This is a genomic window from Streptomyces sp. NPDC006265 (assembly GCF_040613555.1).
GTDB lineage: Bacteria > Actinomycetota > Actinomycetes > Streptomycetales > Streptomycetaceae > Streptomyces.
Window position 1 is genome coordinate 1 of the sequence record NZ_JBEXSH010000055.1, and the last position, 19,525, is coordinate 19,525.

Annotated in this window: 17 protein-coding genes and 2 pseudogenes; 13 read left to right on the forward strand and 6 right to left on the reverse strand. The window is 72.1% G+C overall.

Going from position 1 to position 19,525, the window contains the following annotated elements; translation table 11 throughout:
• Positions 1-79 precede the first annotated feature (79 nt).
• The 8 genes and pseudogenes from ABZ281_RS07495 to ABZ281_RS07530 all read left to right on the forward strand — a co-directional run.
• Positions 80-1,282 (forward strand): annotated as a pseudogene (locus tag ABZ281_RS07495) (acyltransferase domain-containing protein); the annotation flags it as partial.
• 214 nt (positions 1,283-1,496) lie between these two features.
• Positions 1,497-2,849: pseudogene (locus ABZ281_RS07500) on the forward strand (biotin/lipoyl-containing protein); the annotation flags it as partial.
• Positions 2,850-2,930: 81 nt separating this feature from the next.
• Positions 2,931-4,058 (forward strand): acyl-CoA dehydrogenase family protein, encoded by a 1,128-nt coding sequence (locus ABZ281_RS07505; RefSeq protein WP_356653073.1) that lies wholly within the window; start codon positions 2,931-2,933, stop codon positions 4,056-4,058.
• Between the two features lie 30 nt (positions 4,059-4,088).
• Entirely contained in the window at positions 4,089-5,657 is a 1,569-nt protein-coding gene (locus tag ABZ281_RS07510; RefSeq protein WP_356653075.1) for a 4-coumarate--CoA ligase family protein, read from the forward strand.
• Positions 5,654-6,388, forward strand: coding sequence for an enoyl-CoA hydratase family protein (locus tag ABZ281_RS07515; RefSeq protein ID WP_356653077.1), 735 nt, complete (start codon positions 5,654-5,656; stop codon positions 6,386-6,388). The genes ABZ281_RS07510 and ABZ281_RS07515 overlap by 4 nt, the downstream gene beginning before the upstream one ends.
• On the forward strand, positions 6,376-6,987 hold the full coding sequence (locus ABZ281_RS07520) for a TetR/AcrR family transcriptional regulator (RefSeq protein ID WP_356653079.1): 612 nt from the start codon (positions 6,376-6,378) through the stop codon (positions 6,985-6,987). Before ABZ281_RS07515 ends, ABZ281_RS07520 begins: the two co-directional genes overlap by 13 nt.
• 49 nt (positions 6,988-7,036) lie before the next feature.
• Entirely contained in the window at positions 7,037-7,285 is a 249-nt protein-coding gene (locus tag ABZ281_RS07525; RefSeq protein ID WP_031106279.1) for a type II toxin-antitoxin system CcdA family antitoxin, read from the forward strand.
• Positions 7,282-7,683 carry a DNA-binding protein gene (locus ABZ281_RS07530; protein ID WP_356653081.1) on the forward strand — a complete coding sequence of 134 codons (402 nt, stop codon included), beginning with the start codon at positions 7,282-7,284 and terminating at the stop codon, positions 7,681-7,683. Before ABZ281_RS07525 ends, ABZ281_RS07530 begins: the two co-directional genes overlap by 4 nt.
• Positions 7,684-7,686: 3 nt before the next feature.
• On the opposite strand, the gene pdxH is transcribed toward ABZ281_RS07530, so the two are convergent.
• Positions 7,687-8,355, reverse strand: a complete 669-nt coding sequence (gene pdxH / locus ABZ281_RS07535) for a pyridoxamine 5'-phosphate oxidase (protein WP_356653083.1) — start codon at positions 8,353-8,355, stop codon at positions 7,687-7,689.
• A gap of 284 nt (positions 8,356-8,639) precedes the next feature.
• Between pdxH and ABZ281_RS07540 the strand changes: the two genes are divergently transcribed.
• Positions 8,640-9,740 (forward strand): citrate synthase 2, encoded by a 1,101-nt coding sequence (locus tag ABZ281_RS07540; protein WP_356653085.1) that lies wholly within the window; start codon positions 8,640-8,642, stop codon positions 9,738-9,740.
• Positions 9,741-9,795: 55 nt separating this feature from the next.
• On the opposite strand, the gene ABZ281_RS07545 is transcribed toward ABZ281_RS07540, so the two are convergent.
• The gene (locus tag ABZ281_RS07545) at positions 9,796-10,272 is read right to left on the reverse strand and encodes a diadenosine tetraphosphate hydrolase (RefSeq protein ID WP_356653087.1); all 477 of its coding nucleotides are present in this window, start codon (positions 10,270-10,272) and stop codon (positions 9,796-9,798) included.
• A gap of 300 nt (positions 10,273-10,572) precedes the next feature.
• Here ABZ281_RS07545 and ABZ281_RS07550 point away from each other — a divergent pair, with 300 nt between their 5' ends.
• Both ABZ281_RS07550 and ABZ281_RS07555 read left to right on the forward strand, forming a co-directional pair.
• Positions 10,573-10,986, forward strand: coding sequence for a RidA family protein (locus tag ABZ281_RS07550; protein ID WP_356653089.1), 414 nt, complete (start codon positions 10,573-10,575; stop codon positions 10,984-10,986).
• A 128-nt stretch (positions 10,987-11,114) separates the two neighbouring features.
• On the forward strand, positions 11,115-12,572 hold the full coding sequence (locus ABZ281_RS07555) for a PAS domain-containing protein (protein WP_356653091.1): 1,458 nt from the start codon (positions 11,115-11,117) through the stop codon (positions 12,570-12,572).
• Positions 12,573-12,802: 230 nt separating this feature from the next.
• Here the strand turns inward: ABZ281_RS07555 and ABZ281_RS07560 are convergent, their stop codons facing one another.
• Positions 12,803-13,558: an SIS domain-containing protein gene (locus ABZ281_RS07560; RefSeq protein WP_356653093.1), complete on the reverse strand. Its 756-nt coding sequence runs from the start codon at positions 13,556-13,558 to the stop codon at positions 12,803-12,805.
• Between the two features lie 270 nt (positions 13,559-13,828).
• On the opposite strand from ABZ281_RS07560, the gene ABZ281_RS07565 reads away from it, so the two are divergent.
• Together ABZ281_RS07565 and ABZ281_RS07570 are read left to right on the forward strand one after the other, a co-directional pair.
• Positions 13,829-14,521: a metal-dependent transcriptional regulator gene (locus ABZ281_RS07565; protein WP_010035781.1), complete on the forward strand. Its 693-nt coding sequence runs from the start codon at positions 13,829-13,831 to the stop codon at positions 14,519-14,521.
• 590 nt (positions 14,522-15,111) lie between these two features.
• Positions 15,112-16,011, forward strand: a complete 900-nt coding sequence (locus ABZ281_RS07570; protein ID WP_356653095.1) for an alpha/beta hydrolase — start codon at positions 15,112-15,114, stop codon at positions 16,009-16,011.
• A 38-nt stretch (positions 16,012-16,049) separates the two neighbouring features.
• Here the strand turns inward: ABZ281_RS07570 and ABZ281_RS07575 are convergent, their stop codons facing one another.
• From ABZ281_RS07575 to ABZ281_RS07585, 3 genes are all read right to left on the reverse strand, one after another.
• On the reverse strand, positions 16,050-17,642 hold the full coding sequence (locus ABZ281_RS07575) for a transporter (RefSeq protein ID WP_356653097.1): 1,593 nt from the start codon (positions 17,640-17,642) through the stop codon (positions 16,050-16,052).
• A complete protein-coding gene (locus ABZ281_RS07580; RefSeq protein ID WP_356653099.1) occupies positions 17,639-18,430 on the reverse strand; it encodes an ABC transporter ATP-binding protein in 792 nt (263 codons plus the stop codon). The genes ABZ281_RS07575 and ABZ281_RS07580 overlap by 4 nt, the downstream gene beginning before the upstream one ends.
• 101 nt (positions 18,431-18,531) lie before the next feature.
• A complete protein-coding gene (locus ABZ281_RS07585) occupies positions 18,532-19,194 on the reverse strand; it encodes a bifunctional DNA primase/polymerase (protein ID WP_356653101.1) in 663 nt (220 codons plus the stop codon).
• Between the last annotated feature and the right edge of the window lie 331 nt (positions 19,195-19,525).

The window sequence follows — 19,525 nt, forward strand, 5'->3', positions numbered from 1 at the left end:
GCTGGCGGCGATCGGTGGGCGTGGTGATGCGGTGGGTGTGGCGGCCGTGAACGGTCCGTCGGCGGTGGTGGTTTCGGGTGTGGATGCTGCGGTGGAGGAGGTGTTGGCTGCGTTGCCGGGTCGGCGGACGCGTCGGCTTGAGGTGTCGCATGCGTTTCATTCGCCGTTGATGGACGGGATGGTGGAGGAGTTCCGTTCGGTGGCGAAGGAGGTGCGGTATGAGGCGCCTCGCCTGGGGGTGGTCTCGACCGTGACGGGCCGGTTGGTGGAGGGTGAGGATCTGCGGTCGGCGGACTACTGGGTGACCCAGATCCGGCAGGCCGTCCGCTACGCCGACGCCGTCACCACCCTGTACGACCAGGGGGTGCGGACCATCGTGGAGATCGGCCCCGGCGGCGTCCTCACCGCCCTCGCCCAAACGATGCTCGCGGACCGGGACGACATCACCCTCCAGGCCCTCCAGCGCCCCGACCGGCCCGAACCGACCGCGCTGGCCGACGGCATCGGCACGCTGTACGCCCGAGGCGTGCCCGTCGACTGGGAGGCGTTCTTCGCCGGCTCCGGAGCCCGCCGGGTCCCGCTGCCCACCTACGCCTTCCAGCACCAGCGGTACTGGACCGACGCGCTCGCGGCCGGCCGCCGTGACGCCGGCGGATTCGGCCTGGACAGCACCGATCACCCCCTCGTCGGCGCCGCGCTCTTCCCCGGCGACCGCGACGAGGCGCTGTTCACGACCCGCCTGTCGGCACGTACCGAGCAGCTCCTCGCCGCGCACACCGTCGCCGGGGAGACCGTCGTGCCCGGTACGGTCCTCGCCGAACTGGCCGTCCGGGCCGGGGACGAGACGGGCTGCACGGCTGTCGACGAACTCGTCGTGGACGCGCCCCTGGTGCTGCCCAGCGAGGGGGCGCTGCACCTCCAGGTCCGTGTCGGCGAACCGGACACCGACGGCCGGCGCGTCCTCACCGTCCACGCCCGGCCCGACGAGGCCGACGCGTCCTGGAGGCGCCACGCCCACGGCCTGCTCAGCGACACCCCGCTCGTCCCGCCGGCGGACACCGAGCCGGCGCCGTGGCCACCGGCCGGCGCGGAGCCGTTCACCGGCCTCGACCCGGAGGACGGGCAATCCCCGGATGCCACAGGGGGGTTGTACGACCACTTCGCCGCCGCCGGTGTGCACTACGGGCCCGCGTACCGACGGCTCACCCGGATGTGGCGACGCGCCGGCGAGCTGTACGCCGAGGTGGCCCTGGATTCCGACACCGACCCGCGCGCCGAGGGGTTCGGGCTGCACCCGGCGCTGCTGGAAGCCGCCCTGCAACCGCTCTACGCCGCCGGACTGCCCGGTCTGCCGTCCACCGTCACCCGATGGCGCGGTCTGCGGCTGCACGCCGTCGGCGCGGACACCCTGCGCGTGCACCTCGCCCCGGTCCCCGGTGCCGAGGACACCTACGCGGTGCGCCTCACCGACGGCTGGTTCAGCCCCACGCGAGTTGGCCGCCGCCCGGGCCGAGGCCGCGAGCGCCTTCGGCGACGGCGAGGTGTTCGTCGAGCCGTACGTGGAGGGCGGCCGGCACGTCGAGGTGCAGGTGCTCGCCGACCCGCACGGCACGGTGTGGGCGCTCGGCACCCGCGACTGCTCCCTCCAGCGCCGTCACCAGAAGGTGATCGAGGAGGCCCCGGCGCCCGGACTGACCCCGCCGCTCGCCGACGAACTGCACGCCCTCGCCGTACGCGCCGCCCGCGCGGTGGGTTACGTCGGCGCCGGAACCGTGGAGTTCCTCGTCGCGGGCGGCCGGGCGCACTTCCTGGAGATGAACACCCGCCTCCAGGTGGAACACCCCGTGACGGAGGCGGTGTTCGGGGTCGACCTCGTCGCCGAGCAGATCCGCGTCGCCGAGGGCCACGCCCTCGTGGACGACCCCCCACGCGCACGGGGACACGCCGTCGAGGCCCGCCTCTACGCCGAGGACCCGGCCAGGGACTGGGCACCCCAGACCGGCCGTCTGCACCGCCTCGCCGTCCCCGACGCCGTACGCCTGGACACCGGCTACACGGACGGCGACGACATCGGCGTCCACTACGACCCCATGCTCGCCAAGGTCGTAGCCCACGCCCCCACCCGCGCCGAGGCGATCCGCAAACTGGCCGCCGCCCTCGACCGCGCGGTGATCCACGGCCCCGTCACCAACCGCGACCTCCTGGTCCGCTCCCTGCGGCACCGGGAGTTCGCCGAGGGCCGCATGGACACCGGCTTCTACGACCGCCACCTGCCCGGACTGACCGAACCGGCCCCCGACCCCCGCGCCCCCCTCGCCGCCGCCCTCGCCGCCGCCCACGGCCGCTCCCGCTTCGGCGGCTGGCGCAACGTCCCCTCTCAGCCGCAGACCAAGCGGTACCTGATGGCGGGCGAGGAGCACGAGGCCCGCTACCGGCACGGCCGGCAGGGCCTGGAGGCGGACGGGGTGCGGGTGGTGCACGCCGACGCGCGGCTCGTGATCCTCGACGTGGACGGGGTGCGGCGGAAGTACGAGGTCGCCCGCCACGGCGACCAGGTCTACGTCAACTCCACGGCCCTGACCGCCCTGCCCCGCTTCCCCGGCCCCACCACCCAGCACGCCCCCGGCTCCCTCCTGGCCCCCATGCCGGGCACGGTCGTCCGCGTCGCCGACGGCCTCACGGCGGGAGCACCGGTGAAGGCGGGCGAGCCTCTGCTCTGGCTGGAGGCGATGAAGATGCAGCACAAGATCACGGCCCCGGTGACGGGAACGCTGAGTGAGCTGTGCGCGGTACCAGGCCAGCAGGTGGAGCCGGGCGCACTCCTGGCAGTGGTGACAGAGACCCCTTAGGGGCGCGGGGCTGTATTGATATGCGGCTCCGCCGCATGAGCGCGACAAGCCACGACGAGCCCGCACCCGAAGGAGGACCCCATGGACACAGAAGACCACAAAGCCCTACGAGAAGCCGTAGCCGCACTCGGCAAACGCCACGGCCGAGAGAGCGACACCACCCAACTCTGGTCCGACGCGGCCAATCTCGGCTACATCGGCGTCAACCTGCCGGAGGCCTACGGCGGTGGAGGCGGCGGCATCACCGAACTCTCCCTCGTCCTCGAAGAACTCGGCACCGCAGGCTGCCCCCTGCTGATGATGATCGTCTCCCCGGCCATCTGCGGCACGGTGATCGCCCGCTTCGGCACGGACGCCCAGAAACAACAGTGGCTCCCCGCCCTGGCCGACGGCACCCGCCTCATGGCCTTCGGCATCACCGAACCCGACGCCGGCTCCAACTCCCACCGCATCACCACCACGGCCCGCCGCGACCAGGACACCGGCGACTGGCTCCTCACCGGCCGCAAGGTCTTCGTCTCCGGCGTGGACATCGCGGACGCGACCCTCATCGTCGGCCGCACCGAAGACGCCCGCACCGGCCGCCTCAAGCCGTGCCTGTTCATCGTCCCGCGCGACACCCCCGGCTTCACCCGCCGCCCCATCGACATGGAACTGAACGCCGCGGAGAAGCAGTTCGAACTGGTCCTGGACGATGTACGGCTGCCCGCCGACGCCCTGGTCGGCGACGAGGACGCGGGACTCCTCCAGCTCTTCGCCGGGCTCAACCCCGAACGCATCATGACCGCCGCGTTCGCGATCGGCATGGGCCGTTACGCCCTCGCCAAGGCCATCGAGTACGCCCGGGACCGCACTGTCTGGAACACCCCCATCGGCGCCCACCAGGCGATCGCCCACCCCCTGGCCCAGGCGCACATCGACCTCGAACTCGCCCGCCTGATGATGCAGAAGGCCGCCGCCCTCTACGACGCGGGCGACGACATGGGCGCCGGAGAGGCCGCCAACATGGCGAAGTACGCGGCCGGGGAGGCCTGCGTGAAGGCCGTCGACCAGGCCGTGCACACCCTCGGCGGCAACGGCCTCACCCGCGAGTACGGTCTGGCCCGGCTGATAACGGCCGCGCGCGTGGCTCGTATTGCCCCGGTGAGTCGGGAGATGATTCTCAACTACGTCTCCCACCAGACCCTGGGCCTGCCCAAGTCGTACTGAGACGGCCCGCGCCGCGAGGAGGAACCGGCCATGTTCCGCAGCGAGTACGCAGACGTCCCGCCCGTCGACCTGCCCATCCACGACGCGGTCCTGGCCCGGGCCGCCGAGTTCGGCGACACCCCGGCGCTGATCGACGGCACCGACGGCACCACCCTCTCGTACGAGCAGGTGGACCGGTTCCACCGGCGCGTCGCCGCCGCCCTCGCCGAAACCGGTGTCCGCAAGGGCGACGTCCTCGCCCTGCACAGCCCCAACACCGTCGCCTTCCCGACCGCCTTCTACGCGGCCACGCGCGCGGGTGCCACCGTCACCACCGTGCACCCGCTCGCCACCGCCGACGAGTTCGCCAAGCAACTGCGGGACTCGGGAGCCCGCTGGATCGTCACCGTCTCACCGCTGCTGGACGTCGCCCGCCGGGCCGCCGAACTCGCGGGCGGCATACGCGAGATATTCGTGTGCGACTCAGCGAGCGGCCACCGCTCCCTGATCGACATGCTGGCCTCGGCGGCCCCCGAGCCGCAGATCGCCATCGACCCGGCCGAGGACGTCGCGGCCCTGCCGTACTCCTCCGGGACCACCGGCATCCCCAAGGGCGTGATGCTCACACACCGGCAGATCGCCACCAACCTCGCCCAGCTCCACCCGGCGGTCCCCGCGGGCCCCGGGGACCGCGTCCTGGCGGTCCTGCCCTTCTTCCACATCTACGGCCTCACCGCCTTGATGAACGCACCCCTGCGGCAGGGCGCCACCGTCGTCGTCCTGCCCCGCTTCGACCTGGAGCAGTTCCTCGCAGCCGTCCAGAACCACCGCATCACGGCCCTGTACGTGGCCCCGCCGATCGTCCTGGCCCTCGCCAAGCACCCGGCCGTCGCCCAGTACGACCTGTCGTCACTGCGGTACATCATCAGCGCCGCCGCACCCCTGGACGCCCGCCTCGCCGCCGCCTGCTCCCAGCGCCTCGGCCTGCCGCCCGTCGGCCAGGCCTACGGCATGACCGAACTGTCGCCCGGCACCCACGTGGTCCCGCTGGACGCCATGAACGACGCCCCGCCCGGCACCGTCGGCAAACTCATCGCCGGCACCGAGATGCGGATCGTCTCCCTCGACGACCCCGGCAAGGACCTCCCGGCCGGCGAATCCGGCGAGATCCTCATCCGCGGCCCCCAGATCATGAAGGGCTACCTCGGCCGCCCCGACGCCACCACCGCGATGATCGACCCCGACGGCTGGCTGCACACCGGAGACGTCGGTCACGTGGACGGCGGCGGCTGGCTGTTCGTCGTCGACCGCGTCAAGGAGCTCATCAAGTACAAGGGCTTCCAGGTGGCTCCCGCCGAACTGGAGGCCCTGCTCCTCACCCACCCGGGCATCGCCGACGCCGCCGTCATCGGCAGGTACAACGCCGACGGCAACGAGGTCCCGCACGCGTACGTGGTCCGCCAGCCGTCCGCCGCGGAGCTCACCGAGGCGGAGATCATGATGTACGTCGCCGAGCGCGTGGCCCCCTACAAGCGGATCCGCCACGTCACCTTCATCGTCGGCGTCCCCCGCGCGGCCTCCGGCAAGATCCTGCGCCGACAGCTCAGGGAGAGCGCATGACGCTGATCGCCCGTACCCGCGCGCGTGGCGTGGAGACCCTGTCCCTCGACTCGCCGCACAACCGCAACGCCCTGTCGGCGGCCCTGGTCGGCGAACTGGCCGACGCGCTCACCGACGCCGGCAAGGACCCCGGCGTCCGCGCGATCGTCCTCACCCACACCGGCAACACCTTCAGCGCCGGCGCCGACCTCAAGGACCCTCCCCCGCCCGAGGCGCTGGTCGCCCTGCTGCGGCAGATCATCGAACTGCCCAAGCCGGTCGTCGCCCGGGTCACCGGACACGTCCGCGCGGGCGGCCTCGGCCTCCTGGCCGCCTGCGACATCGCGGCCGCAGCCACGGACGCCACCTTCGCCTTCACGGAGGTGCGCATCGGCGTCGCCCCCGCGGTCATCTCCCTCCCGCTCCTGCCCCGCACGAACCCGCGCGCCCTGGCCCGCCACTACCTCACCGGCGAACGCTTCGACGCGGCACAAGCGCAGGCGACAGGCCTGCTCACGATCTGCGCGGACGACGTCGACACGGCCCTGGACCCCATCCTGGAAGGCCTGCGCAGGTCCGCCCCCGACGCACTGGCCGAGACGAAACGGCTGCTCACGGCTAGGGTGCTGGAAGCCTTCGACCGGGACGCCGCCGACCTGACCGCGCTCTCGGCCCGGCTGTTCTCCTCCCCGCAGGCCCGCGAGGGGATGACGGCCTTCCTCGAACGACGGGATCCGGCATGGGTGGTGTGAGCACGGTCGACCGTGCGGAGAGAGTCCCCAAGCAGGACCGCAGCCGGGCCACCCGGCAGCGGCTCCTCGAAGCCGCCGTGTCCTGCCTCGCCGAACACGGCTGGGCAGGCTCCACCGTCTCCGTGGTCGCCGAACGCGCCGGCGTCTCCCGCGGCGCCGCCCAGCACCACTTCCCGACCCGTGAGGACCTCTTCACGGCGGCCGTCGAGTACGTCGCCGAGGAGCGCTCCACCGCTTTGCGCGCCCTGTTCCCCGACGGCGCGGCCGGAGACCGCCACGCCGTCGTCGCCGCCCTGGTCGACCTCTACACCGGCCCGTTGTTCCGCGCCGCCCTCCACCTCTGGGTCGCCGCCTCCAACGAGGAGCAGCTCCGGCCCCGCGTCACCGAACTCGAATCCCGCGTCGGCCGCGAGACCCACCGCATAGCCGTCGACCTCCTCGCCGCCGACGAATCCGTTCCCGGCGTCCGCGAAAGCGTCCAGGGCCTCCTCGACATGGCCCGCGGCCTGGGCCTCGCCAACCTCCTCACGGACGACGCGGCCCGCCGGGAACGGGTGGTCGCGCAGTGGGCGGGGCTGCTGGAGGAGACGCTGGGCTGAGGGGCTGCAGCACGGACGCGGAGTGTGCATACCGCGGTATGCTCGGAGCATGGCGGACACGACGCGCATCACGGTGACACTGCCGACAGACCAGGTCGCCGAACTCAGGAAGCTCACCGACAACGTCTCCGGCTATGTCGCCGAGGCGGTGGCACGCCAGCTGCGGCATCAGTTGCTCGGCGCCGACCTGATGCGTCACCAGGAGGAGCACGGGGCGTTCACCGAGGAGGAGCTGGCCGAGGCCCGCTCCAGGATCTTCGGCACTGCGGATGCCGGCGGATCGGCGAGCGCGGCGTGATGGAGCACGTCGAGACGGTTGTCCTGGACTCTCAGGGGCTCTCCGCCTGGATCGCCCAGGATCGCAAGATCCTGGCGGTGTTCCAGGTTCTCCACTCCATGGGCGCCGATTTCGTCATCGGCGCCAACACCATCGTGGAGGTCAGTCATGGACGCGTGAACATGCCCCGTCTGCAGTGGGCGCTCTCCCGCGTCAAGGTCGAGCCGGTGACCGAGGGCGCCGCGAAAGCGTCCGCGGAACTGCTGAAGGCCGCCGGGCTGCACGGCCACAAGTACGCGATCGACGCGACCGTCGCCGAGGTGGCACTCCGGCAGCCGGGCCCAGTGGCCGTGCTGACGTCCGATGTCGACGACATGGCGCGGCTGTGCGGCGACCGAGTCCGGCTCATCGGCATCTGAGCCTCACGGACTGAGCCGCTCCACCCGCCAGCTGCCGTCCGGCTGCTCCACGTACCGCAACCGGTCGTGCAGCCGGTTCTCGCGGCCCTGCCAGAACTCCACCGTCTGCGCGGCCACCCGGAAACCACCCCAGTGCGGCGGCACCGGCACCTGCTCGCCCTCCGGGTAGCGGGCCGCCAGCTCCGCGTATGCCGCGTCGATGTCGGCGCGGGTGGAGACCACGGAGGACTGGGCACTGGCCCATGCCCCGAGCTGTGAGCCGTGCGGCCGGGTGCGGAAGTACGCCGCCGTCTCGTCCCGGCCGGTGCGCCGGGCGACCCCGGTCACGATGACCTGCCGGGCCATCGGGTGCCAGGGGAACAGCAGCGAGACGTACGGGTTCTCCGCCAGGTCACGGGCCTTGCGGGAGTCGTAGTTCGTGTAGAAGACGAAGCCCTGCTCGTCGAAGTGCTTGAGCAGCACCGTACGGGCGCTCGTCCGGCCCTCGGCGTCGGCCGTCGAGACGATCATGGCATTCGGCTCGAACAGCCCGCCGTCCGTCGCGGCCTGTTTGAACCAGCGCGCGAACTGCTCGACGGGCGTGGCGGCCAGCTCGGTCTCGGAGAGCCCCTCGGCCCGGTACTGCTTGCGCATCGAGGCCAGATCGAAAGGGACGTCGTCGCGGTCGGTCACCCGGTCATCTTGCCGTACGGACGGTGTCCTTCGTCACTGCGTGGCACTGAGTGCCGTGAACCCTCCCCAAATATGGCACTCGGGGATATCGTTTCCGTGCCGTATCGGTTGGGTGACCGCCGACCGTTCGGGGCATCACAGGGGAGACCGGCCAGGACCGCGAGTCGCACAGACGACCGTGGATCCCCCGGACGGCCGCCCGCTTCGCAAGCTCACTGACACATGGTTCGTTCGCCCCACCCCACATCACACCATCTGTCACTTCCATCACGAGGAGCCGCCTGATGTCCGACTTCGTACCCGGGCTCGAGGGAGTCGTCGCGTTCGAGACGGAGATCGCCGAACCGGACAAGGAGGGCGGCGCACTCCGGTACCGGGGCGTCGACATCGAGGACCTGGTCGGCCATGTCTCCTTCGGCAACGTGTGGGGCCTGCTCGTCGACGGCGCCTTCAATCCCGGTCTGCCGCCCGCAGAGCCGTTCCCCATCCCCGTGCACTCCGGCGACATCCGCGTGGACGTCCAGTCCGCCCTGGCCATGCTCGCGCCCGTCTGGGGCCTCAAACCCCTCCTCGACATCGATGGCGAGCAGGCCCGCGCGGACCTGGCCCGGGCGGCCGTCATGGCCCTGTCGTACGTCGCCCAGTCGGCCCGCGGCCAGGGCCTGCCCATGGTTCCGCAGCGGGAGATCGACAAGGCCCAGTCCGTCGTCGAGCGCTTCATGATCCGCTGGCGGGGCGAGCCGGACCCCAAGCACGTCGCGGCGGTGGACGCCTACTGGACGAGCGCCGCGGAGCACGGCATGAACGCGTCCACGTTCACGGCGAGGGTCATCGCCTCGACCGGTGCGGACGTGGCGGCGGCGCTGTCCGGCGCGGTGGGCGCGATGTCCGGCCCGCTGCACGGCGGCGCCCCCTCGCGCGTCCTCGGCATGATCGAGGAGATCGAACGCACGGGTGACGCGGAGGCCTACGTCAGGAACGCCCTCGACAAGGGCGAACGCCTCATGGGCTTCGGCCACCGCGTCTACCGTGCCGAGGACCCGAGGGCCAGGGTGCTGCGCCGTACCGCCCGCGAGCTGGGAGCCCCCCGCTTCGAGGTCGCCGAGGCCCTGGAGAAGGCGGCCCTCGCGGAACTCCACGCCCGCCGCCCCGACCGCGTCCTCGCCACGAACGTCGAGTTCTGGGCGGCCATCGTCCTGGACTTCGCCGAGGTCCCGGCCCACATGTTCACGTCCATGTTCACCTGTGCCCGCACCGCCGGCTGGTCCGCCCACATCCTGGAGCAGAAGCGCACGGGCCGCCTGGTCCGCCCCTCGGCCCGCTACGTCGGCCCCGGCACCCGCAACCCCCGGGAGATCGAGGGCTACGAGGACATCGCCCACTGACGGCGTCTCCCCCCCCACGGCCTCACCCGGCTCCGGGTGGGGCCGTCGGCATGCCTCACCCGGCGAGCCGGTCCAGCTCCTCGCCGATGGTCTCCCGCAGCCGGTCGTGCCTTGGCCCGAGCGCGTACCGCTCCTCGCTCCACCGCTGACGCGGATAGAGCCACACGGGCAGCCGCACGAGCTCCTCGGGCTCCCAGTCGTAGCGTGGCCACACATGCGCGTGCAGGAACCCGTCGGCGTTTCCGAGGATCTCCAGATTGACCCTCCGGAATCCCGAGTCCACCCGCCGGCAGGCCCGCTCGACGGCTTCCCCCAGCCGGTCCATGTCGGCCAGGAACGCCAGCCGCCCGCTCCGCGGCAGCTCCGACAACCGCCGCACCGCGGGATCATCGGTCAGCAGCACCGAGTAGCCGGGCAGGAACTGCACATCACCGATCACAGCGAACCCGGACTCCAGCCGCCGCATCACGGCCGGGTTCTCACCCCGCAGGGCGCTCCCGATCCGGTCGTCACGCCACGCACCCACCGTCATGGCCCCCCTCGGAATCCGCAGAAAACGCAGACGACCCGCGAGTCTGGTTCCTCCTGGGGAGGAGCCGGCCGGACGTACCGGCGACTCGCGGGTCGGGTGACTGCTGGAGATTGGGCCGGCTGCGCGTTTCGTTCACACGCTGGTCCGGCACCGCACTGTGTGTGGTGACGGGCCGCTAGCCCGCAGCCACCTCACGCGTCCGGTTCTCATACATCTGCCGAACCACCTCCCTTCTCGTGTACCTGGAGCCTAAGAAACCGTTCGGCTTCGGATCAACCGGTTTTTTGAGAACTTGACTCCATGACGCAGCGGCAGACGATTCTCAGCGGTTCGGTGTTCGAGGAGCGGATCGGGTACGCCCGGGCCGTGGTGGACGGGGATCGGGTGCACGTGTCGGGGACGACCGGGTTCGATTACGCGGACATGACGATCTCCGAGGACGTGGTGGAGCAGGCCGAGCAGTGTCTGCGGAACATCGGGGCCGCCCTGAAGGAGGCCGGGTGTTCGTTCGCGGACGTCGTGCGGGTGCGGTACCTGCTGCCGGACCGGGACGACTTCGAGCCGTGCTGGCCGGTGCTGCGCGCGTGCTTCGGTGAGGTGCGGCCGGCCGCGACGATGCTGGTGTGCGGGCTGGCGGACCCCCGTATGAAGATCGAGATCGAGGTGTACGCGCGGCGGGGGAGCGGCGCCGGGGCCGTGCCGTTGATCGACTGACGTCGACGATCGGCTGATGATCTGTCCGGCCGGGCGGCCTCCGTGGCGTTGACGTGGGGATTGCCGCCGTACAACGATTCCTTCAATGTTGTGGGAACTCGGTGTGCGCTGGGTCACGTTCCAGTTGAATGATTGCAAGGAGCGAACCGACGTGCCGTACGTGCGGACGCAGCCTGCAGGGGGTCCAGGTGAGTGCTTCCCGGCGTAGTGGGACCACCGACGAGCTGGGGCCGGACGAGCCCGAGCGGGAGACCTCGGATGGTTCGGATCTGCTTGCCGCTTTGCTGGACGGGATGGACGCGGCGCTGTGCGCGTTCGACGCCGACGGCGTCCTGACGCACTGGAACCGCGAGGCCGAGCGGATCCTGGGGTGGAGCGCGGACGAGGCCGTGGGACGGCGCGGTCTGGCCGGGTGGGCCGTGCGCACCGCGGACGCCGAGGAGGTCGAGGGGCGGCTGCTGTCCGTCATGCACGCGCCCGGGCGGCAGGTGCACGAGTTCGCCCTGCTGACCAAGGACGGCGGACGGGTGCTCGTGCGGACGCAGTCGGCCGCGGTGCGCGGGCCCGACGGAAAGCCGGCGGGGGTGTACTGCGCGTTCAGCGAGGTGCACGCGCAGATCGATCTGGAGCGCTCGATCGCGCTCAGCGAGGCGCTGTTCGAGGACGCCAGCTGGGGTGTCGTGCTGGTGGACGTGGACCTGCGGCCCGCCGTGGTGAACGCGCACGCGGCCCGGGCGCTGGGCACGGGGCGTACGTCGGTGCTGGGTCGGCCGCTCGGCGAGCTGCTGTCGCAGGGCGTGGAGGAGCTGGAGAGCGCGCTGCAGCATGTGCTGGCGGAGGGTGCGCCGCTCGCGCCCGCCGAGGTGTGGGTGAGTGTGCGCGCGTCGGAGGGCGAGCAGCGGCGGTGCTGGCGCAGCGGCTTCCTGCGGCTGGCCTCGCCGCTCGCGGAGGAGCCTGTTCCACTGGGTGTGGGCTGGCTGTTCCAGGACGTGACGGAGACCAAGCACGCCGAGCAGGAGGCGTCCCTGCTGCGCTTCCGTATGCAGCAGCTGCACCGGGCGTCACGGGCCGCGGCCGAGTGCGAGGACCCGGCGGAAGCGGCCACGGTCCACCTGGACTTCGCCCTGGCCGGTTTCGCCGACCACGCGGTGATCGACCGGGTCGTCGGCGGCGCGCTCACCGACACGCAGGCCGAGGGGCCCGTCCGGCTGGTCCGGGTGGCCGCCACTCCGTCCGGAGCACCGGGCCCGAGCAAGCTGGCCGGCCTGGCGGGGCTGCCCGTGCGCTACGCCGAGGGGCACCCGGCCCTGCAGTGCGTGGAGCGCGTGGGAGCCCTGCGGGCGAGTGCGGGCACGGCTCCGCCCGAGGCGGCCCGCGAGTGGGCCCTGGCCCGCCAGTGGCCCCCGGACGCGGTGCACGCCCTGTGTGCGGTGCTGCGCAGCCGGGGCCGGACCCTGGGTGTCGTGACGTTCCTGCGGGGCGCGGGCCGCAGCGCCTTCGACCGTTCCGACGCGATGTACGCGGAGGACGTGGCGGTACGGATCGCGACGGCGCTGGATCTGGCGGGGTTGCCGGACGCCGTGTGAGGCGCGCCGGCCACGGTCCGCCGGGCCGGGCTGTCGAACAAGCGCTGAAGGTGGCCGGTTGTGCCCCTGTGCCGGGCAGGGGAGCGGTCGACCCGGAGTCGGGGGCGCCGACCGTGGTCCGCTGTGCCGGGCCGGGCTCTGCCGGCGGCCGAGCGGCGACGGTGGCGGCTGCGGCCCCGGTACCGGGCGCGGTGACCGGCCCGGAGTGAGAGGCGCCCGCCCCGGTCTGCTCAGTACCGGTAGAAGATCCGGTCGCGGTACTGCTCCATCACCCGGGTGTTCCAGTCGTGGCCGCCGTCGACGTTCCCGGAGCGCAGCAGGGGCGGTTCGATGCCGCGGTCGGCGAGCGTGGTGGCCGTCGTCGCCAGGACGGCCTGGAGGAGGGCTGAGGTGACGACTGTGGAGGCGGGGGCGAAGGGGGCCGGGATGTCGTCATGGGTGAGTTCCGCGTCGCCGACCGCGATCTTCGAGTCGAGGACGAGGTCGCAGTGGTCCTTCAGATACGTGCCGGAGGCGTGCCGGGACTTCGTCTGCGAGGCGTAGGCCACCGAGGTCACGCCGATGACCTTCACGCCCAGGGCGCGGGCGGTCATGGCCATCTCCACGGGCAGGGCGTTGCGCCCGGACAGGGAGATGATCAGCAGGGCGTCGCCCTCGCGGAGCGGGGAGCTGTCGAGGACGGCGCTCGCGAGGCCGTCCACGCGTTCCAGGGCGGAGCCGAGCGGCGCGGGCATGACGTCGACGCCGACGACGCCCGGCACGACGAGGAGGTTCATCAGCGCGAGGCCGCCGGCGCGGTAGACGAGGTCCTGCGCGGCGAGGGAGGAGTGTCCGGCGCCGAAGGCGAAGAGGCGGCCTCCGTCCGCGACGGTGTCGGCGAGGAGCGTCCCGGCCGCGGCGATGCTGTCGGCCTCCTCGTCGCGGAGCCGCTCCAGCAGGCCGATCGCGGCGTCGAGGAACTGGCCGGCCGGCGCGCGGTCGCTCATACGGGGTCCCTTCGGGCAGGCCTCGGCGGCTTGTGTCGCGCATCACGGTGCGGTCTGGACCAGTGCGGTGTCAATACGGCCGGGGTGCCGCGCGCCGAGCCCGGGGAAGCGTCCGAAAGGGAAGTCCGTACCCTTGCGCCCGGCCGGGTAATCCCCGGCTTTCCCTCCCGAGGCCCGGTTGTCGGTGGTATCCGGCAGAATTGGGTGCAGGGCCAGCGCACACGCCGGTGAGCCGTCCAGCCTCCGGCAGATCTCATTCGAGGGGCACGTATGTCCGGACTGATCGACACCACGGAGATGTATCTCCGCACCATCCTCGAGCTGGAGGAAGAGGGTGTGGTCCCCATGCGCGCCCGTATCGCCGAGCGGTTGGACCAGAGCGGGCCGACCGTCAGCCAGACCGTGGCGCGCATGGAGCGTGACGGCCTGGTGTCCGTCGCCAGCGACCGGCATCTGGAGCTGACCGACGAGGGCCGCCGACTGGCCACGCGCGTGATGCGCAAGCACCGCCTCGCCGAGTGTCTGCTCGTCGACGTGATCGGTCTGGAGTGGGAGCAGGTCCACGCGGAGGCGTGCCGCTGGGAGCACGTGATGAGTGAGGCCGTGGAGCGCCGCGTCCTGGAGCTGCTGCGGCACCCGACGGAGTCGCCGTACGGCAACCCGATCCCGGGGCTGGAGGAGCTCGGCGAGAAGGACGGCGCCGACCCGTTCCTGGACGAGGGCATGGTGTCGCTGGCCAGCCTCGACCCGGGCGCCGAGGGCAAGACGGTCGTGGTGCGCCGGATCGGCGAGCCGATCCAGACGGACGCGCAGCTGATGTACACGCTGCGGCGGGCGGGCGTGCAGCCCGGCTCGGTGGTGAGCGTGACCGAGTCGGCCGGCGGGGTGCTGGTGGGCAGCGGCGGCGAGGCGGCCGAGCTGGAGTCGGACGTCGCCTCCCACGTGTTCGTCGCCAAGCCCTGAACCGACCGCCTGCGCACCAGGACGGGCGCCAACTGCCGTCGCGTCTGCGGTTCTTGTGGCGTTGGCGTGATCCGGACCGAATCCGGGATCCAGTCCGCCGAATGGCAGCGCTCGTACGCTTCCCGTGCGACGCTGTCGCGTGAGGCATATGACCTGAGGGGCTCTGGGCCGCGGCTCGACAGCGATGTCGCCCGGCCGGAGAGGGGGCGGGAGGATGTGCCGCGGAGATGCGGAGGGCCCCGGCGCCGTGTGGCGCCGGGGCCTGTCCTCCCCAGTGCTGACCCGGAGCCCCGAGCACTCAGGGTCATTCCCCGCGGACCGGTTTCCCCGAGCGGTCCGCCCCCCGCTGAAGATCTCCCCTCGGCAGCGGCGATCAATCCCCGGGGGTGGTCACTCGAACGAGGGGTGTTGCCCCCGGGAACCCGATTCTCGAATGGGCATTCGATAGTCTGCGGGCGGCGCACGGCACACTTGCACCGACGGATTACGGCAACCAGCACGGCAGAAGGCACAGCAGGCAGAACACGGTTCACAGGACCGGCCGGCTCGAAGGAGCCGTGGTCCGCGCGAAGCTTGGGGGGTGCCAGGACATGGCGCGACGCATCGACGTGACCGGGACGGGCGGCATACGCCTGGCGGCCTGGGAGTTCGGCGACCCGCCCAAGACCGATCCGGCGCGGGACGGCCAGGGGGCGCACGACGGGCACACCGCGCCGGAGGGCTCCCCGGGCGTGCTGTTACTGCACGGCCTCATGGGCCGCGCTTCGCACTGGGCGTCCACCGCCCGCTGGCTCTCCGCGCGCTACCGCGCGGTCGCCCTCGACCAGCGCGGTCACGGCCGCAGCGACAAACCCCCGCAGGGCTCCTTCACGCGGGACGCCTACGTCGACGACGCCGAGGCCGCCCTGGAGCAGCTGGGCCTCGCCCCGGTCGTCCTCATCGGCCACGCCATGGGCGCGCTGACCGCCTGGCAGCTCGCCGCCAAGCGCCCCGACCTGGTGCGCGGCCTGATCATCTGCGACATGCGGGCCTCCGCGCTGGGCGCCGCCTCGCAGCGTGAGTGGGGCCAGTGGTTCGAGTCCTGGCCGCTGCCCTTCGCCACGCTCGCCGACGTCCGCAAGTGGTTCGGCGAGGACGACCCCTGGGTGGAGCGGCCCAATCCGGCTCGCGGCGAGTTCTACGCCGAGGTGATGGCCGAGTCCCCGGACGGCTGGCGCCCGGTCTTCGAACCGGAGCAGATGCTCCGCTCCCGCGAGACATGGGTCTACGACGCGCACTGGGAGGAGCTGGCCCAGGTCCGCTGCCCCGCCCTGGTCCTGCGCGGCCTGGACGGCGAGCTGGGCCGCGCCGAGGCGCAGGAGATGGTCCGCGTCCTGCCCTGCGGCCAGTACGCGGAGGTCGCCGACGCCGGACACCTGGTGCACTACGACCAGCCGGAGGCCTGGCGCTCCGCCATCGAACCGTTCCTGGACTCGCTGAGCCTCCACTGAGGCCGGCCCCCGAGCGACGCCGGCCGCCAAGGGCCGCCTCACCCCTTGCTGACCGCCGCCAGGATCTCCGGCAGCCGCCGGGCCGTCCGCGGAGCGGCCAGTTTCAGCCCCGCCGCCGTGAGCACCGCCCCGTAGACCGTGCCCGCCGGAAGCAGCAGCCACGTCCAGTCGTCGCCGTCGGCGCTCACGTTCAGCCAGATCGTGAGCGCGATGACGGGCGCGCAGAGCAGGGCGGCCGCCATCATCCCGCCGAAGATGGAGATCCAGGCGAGCCCGGTCTGCCCGGGGGCGACGTTCTTGTAGCCCTCCTGCGGGATGGAGTAGGGGAAGCGGGCGGAGGTCCACGCCCCGGTCGCCAGCATCGCGCCGAGCAGCGCGAAGGACAGCCCCAGCGCCTCGGGCAGCCGCCGCCAGTCGCCGAGCATGGCCGTCGTCAGGACCGTGACGAGCGTGGCGTACGGCAGGGTGATCAGCAGCAGGGCGTAGGCCCGGGCGCGCAGCTCGACGTAGGCGTCGTGCGTCGAGGAGATCGTCATGGCGACCATCCAGAACGCGGAGGTGTCCTGCCCGAACTGGTTGTACATCTGGATGCCGAGCATCCCGGCGGCGAAGCACGCGAAGTACACCGACCCGGTGCCCTGCCAGGCGTTGAACACCGGCACGATCAGCCCGATCGCCAGCGACGTCACCCAGGCGGCCTTGGTCTTCGGGTCGCGCCACACGTACCGCAGGCCGCGCTCCATGACCGTGCCCGTGCGGCCCGCGGGCAGCAGCCGCGCGAGCCCGGTCGACGAGCGCTCCTTCGCGGCCGACTCGGCGCCCGGCAGGGTGGAGCCGTCGGGTGAGGTCATCAGCCGGGTCAGGTGCCGAGACCAGAACGCGAGCAGCGTCACCAGCGCGCCCGCGGTCAGCGCCAGTTGCGCGACGGCCAAGCCGTACGAGCCCTCGCTCACCGCGTGCACGGCCCCGATCGCCGACGCGGGCGGCACCCACCGGAGTACCTCGGCCGCCGGGTCGAGTTCACCCAGCCCGGACGCCCCGAGCCGCTGCGCGCCGAAGTTGACGATCTGCGCCCCGATGGCGATGACGAGTCCGCTGAGCACCGCGAGATCCCGCCCCTTGCGGCTGGTTAGCAGCCGTACGTTGGCGACGGCCACGGACCGTGCGAGGGCCACGCACACCAGCAGCGCCAGAACGACGGCGACGGCACCGACGGCGAACGCCGCACCGCCCCGCGCCACCGCGACCACGGACCCGACCAGCAGGCACAGCGTGAACAACGGCCCGATGCCCACCAGCGAGGCCGTGAGCAGCGCCCCCACCAGCGGCCGGGGCCGCAGCGGGAGCATCACCAGCCGGGTCGGGTCGAGGGTTTCGTCCCCGCTGGGGAAGAACAGCGGCATCACCGTCCAGCCGAGCCCCAGCACCGCCACCGCCAGGACGACCACCGACTCGGCGTGCGCGTGTCCGCGCAGCGCGATCAGGCCGATCAGCTGGAGCGCCGCGAAGAGCAGGGCGAGGACGGCCGACGTGATGTAGGCGGCCTTCCGCCCGCCGGACTGCCGCAGCCCGTTGCGCAGCAGCGACAGCTTCAGCCGTACGAAGACGGGAGTGATCGCGGGGGCGCTCACCGCGCCCCGCCGCCCAGCCAGTCCAGGTCGGCCCCGGCGTCCCGGCTCTGTGCGCCGACGAGTTCCAGGAACGCCCGCTGCAGCGAGGGCGCGTCCCCGCGCACCTCGGCGAGCGTGCCGGTGGCGCGGATCCGCCCGGCGGCCATGACGGCGACCCAGTCGCACAGCGACTCGACGAGCTCCATGACGTGGGAAGAGAACACGACCGTGGCGCCGGAGGCCGTGTACCGCTCCAGGACGCCCCGGATGGTCTGCGCGGAGACGGGGTCGACGCCCTCGAACGGCTCGTCCAGGAACAGCACTTCGGGATTGTGGAGGAGGGCGGCGGCGAGCCCGATCTTCTTGCGCATGCCGGTCGAGTAGTCGACGACCAGTTTGTGCTGGGCCCCCGCCAGATCGAGGACGTCGAGAAGCTGCGTGGCCCGCTTGTCGACCTCGGCACCGGGCAGCCCGCGCAACCGCCCCGTGTACGCCAGCAGTTCCCGCCCCGACAGCCGCTCGAACAGCCGCAGCCCCTCCGGCAGCACCCCGATCCGGGCCTTCACCTCGACGGGGTCCCGCCACACGTCGTGCCCGACCACCTCGACGGTCCCGTGGTCGGGTCGGAGCAGCCCGGTCACCATCGACAAGGTGGTGGTCTTCCCGGCCCCGTTCGGCCCGACGAGCCCGATGAACTTGCCCGCGGGCAAATCGAGATCGACCCCGGCAACAGCCACCTGCTGCCCGAACCGCTTCCAGAGCCCCTGTACACGCACAGCGCTGGATCCCACCGCGCCTCCCTCCGTCACCTTGCACCCTACGGTGGCGTTCTTCAGGGGCGCGGGGAACTGCGCGATCAACCAGACACGGCCCGCGGCCGCCACGAAGCGGCAACGCAGACGATCCGGCGCTATCGATCCCTACCGCACGCATAGGCAAGCGGGGAGAGCAACTCCTCCGCATCCGGCAGCCACCGATTGGCCGGGGTCGGCCGGCAGGCCCACTGCACAGCCCCCCGAGACCCGAACCGCGTAGGCGGGGCAGCCACATACGCCCCTTCACCCAGCACCGTCAGATCCAGCGACGACACCGACCACCCCAGCTTCCGCACCAGGTCGGGCACCTTCACGCCGGCCCCCGGCAGCACGAAGAACTCCATCCGCCGATCCGGCGTGAGCGTCACCGGCCCGAGCGTCAGCTCCATCCGCTCCATCCGCGCCAGCGCGAGGAACCCCGCCGTCTCCGGCACGGAGATCGCGTCGAACGTCCGCCCCGTCGGCAGCAGGATCGACGCGGTCGGCTGCTTCTGCCACATCCGCCGCGCGACCGTCGCACTGCCCGTCGCCTGCGTCGCCCAGTCCGGACGCGCCGGGTGCGACCCGGGCGCCGGACACGCCGCGTCACCGCAGGAGCAGCGCTGACTCCCGTCGACGGCTTCCAGCCAGGTGCCGGGGAACACGTCCCAGTGGCGCTCCTCGGCGTAGCGAACAGCGGTCTCCAGCAGCGATTCCCCGCGCTGCTTCGGGATCTGAGCGGCTTCGGTGCCGGCGATCGTCTCTTCCACGATGAACACAACTCTGGTCGTCACCAGGGGTTACGCCCACCCGTGTGCGCGGGGGAGAGCATCGCCCCTGTTCCCGGGGCGCATGGGTGCATGTGCGGGGGCGCGCAGGAGGAACCGTGGCCGGAGCTGGGTAGCCACGAGTGGGGCCGGCAACAGCCGTTACCCCGGCATTCCTCACATGCCTCGCATTTTCGCCTGGTCGGCGGGGCATTGATCTTCACGGCCGGATCTTTTCGCCGGGACGTGAGGGGTTCGGCCGCGGAAGACACGTCAACTCGGTGCGTGAGCAGGCACCGCAGCCACACGGCGGTGAGCCGAAGCGGCGCGCCTGTGCCGGGAC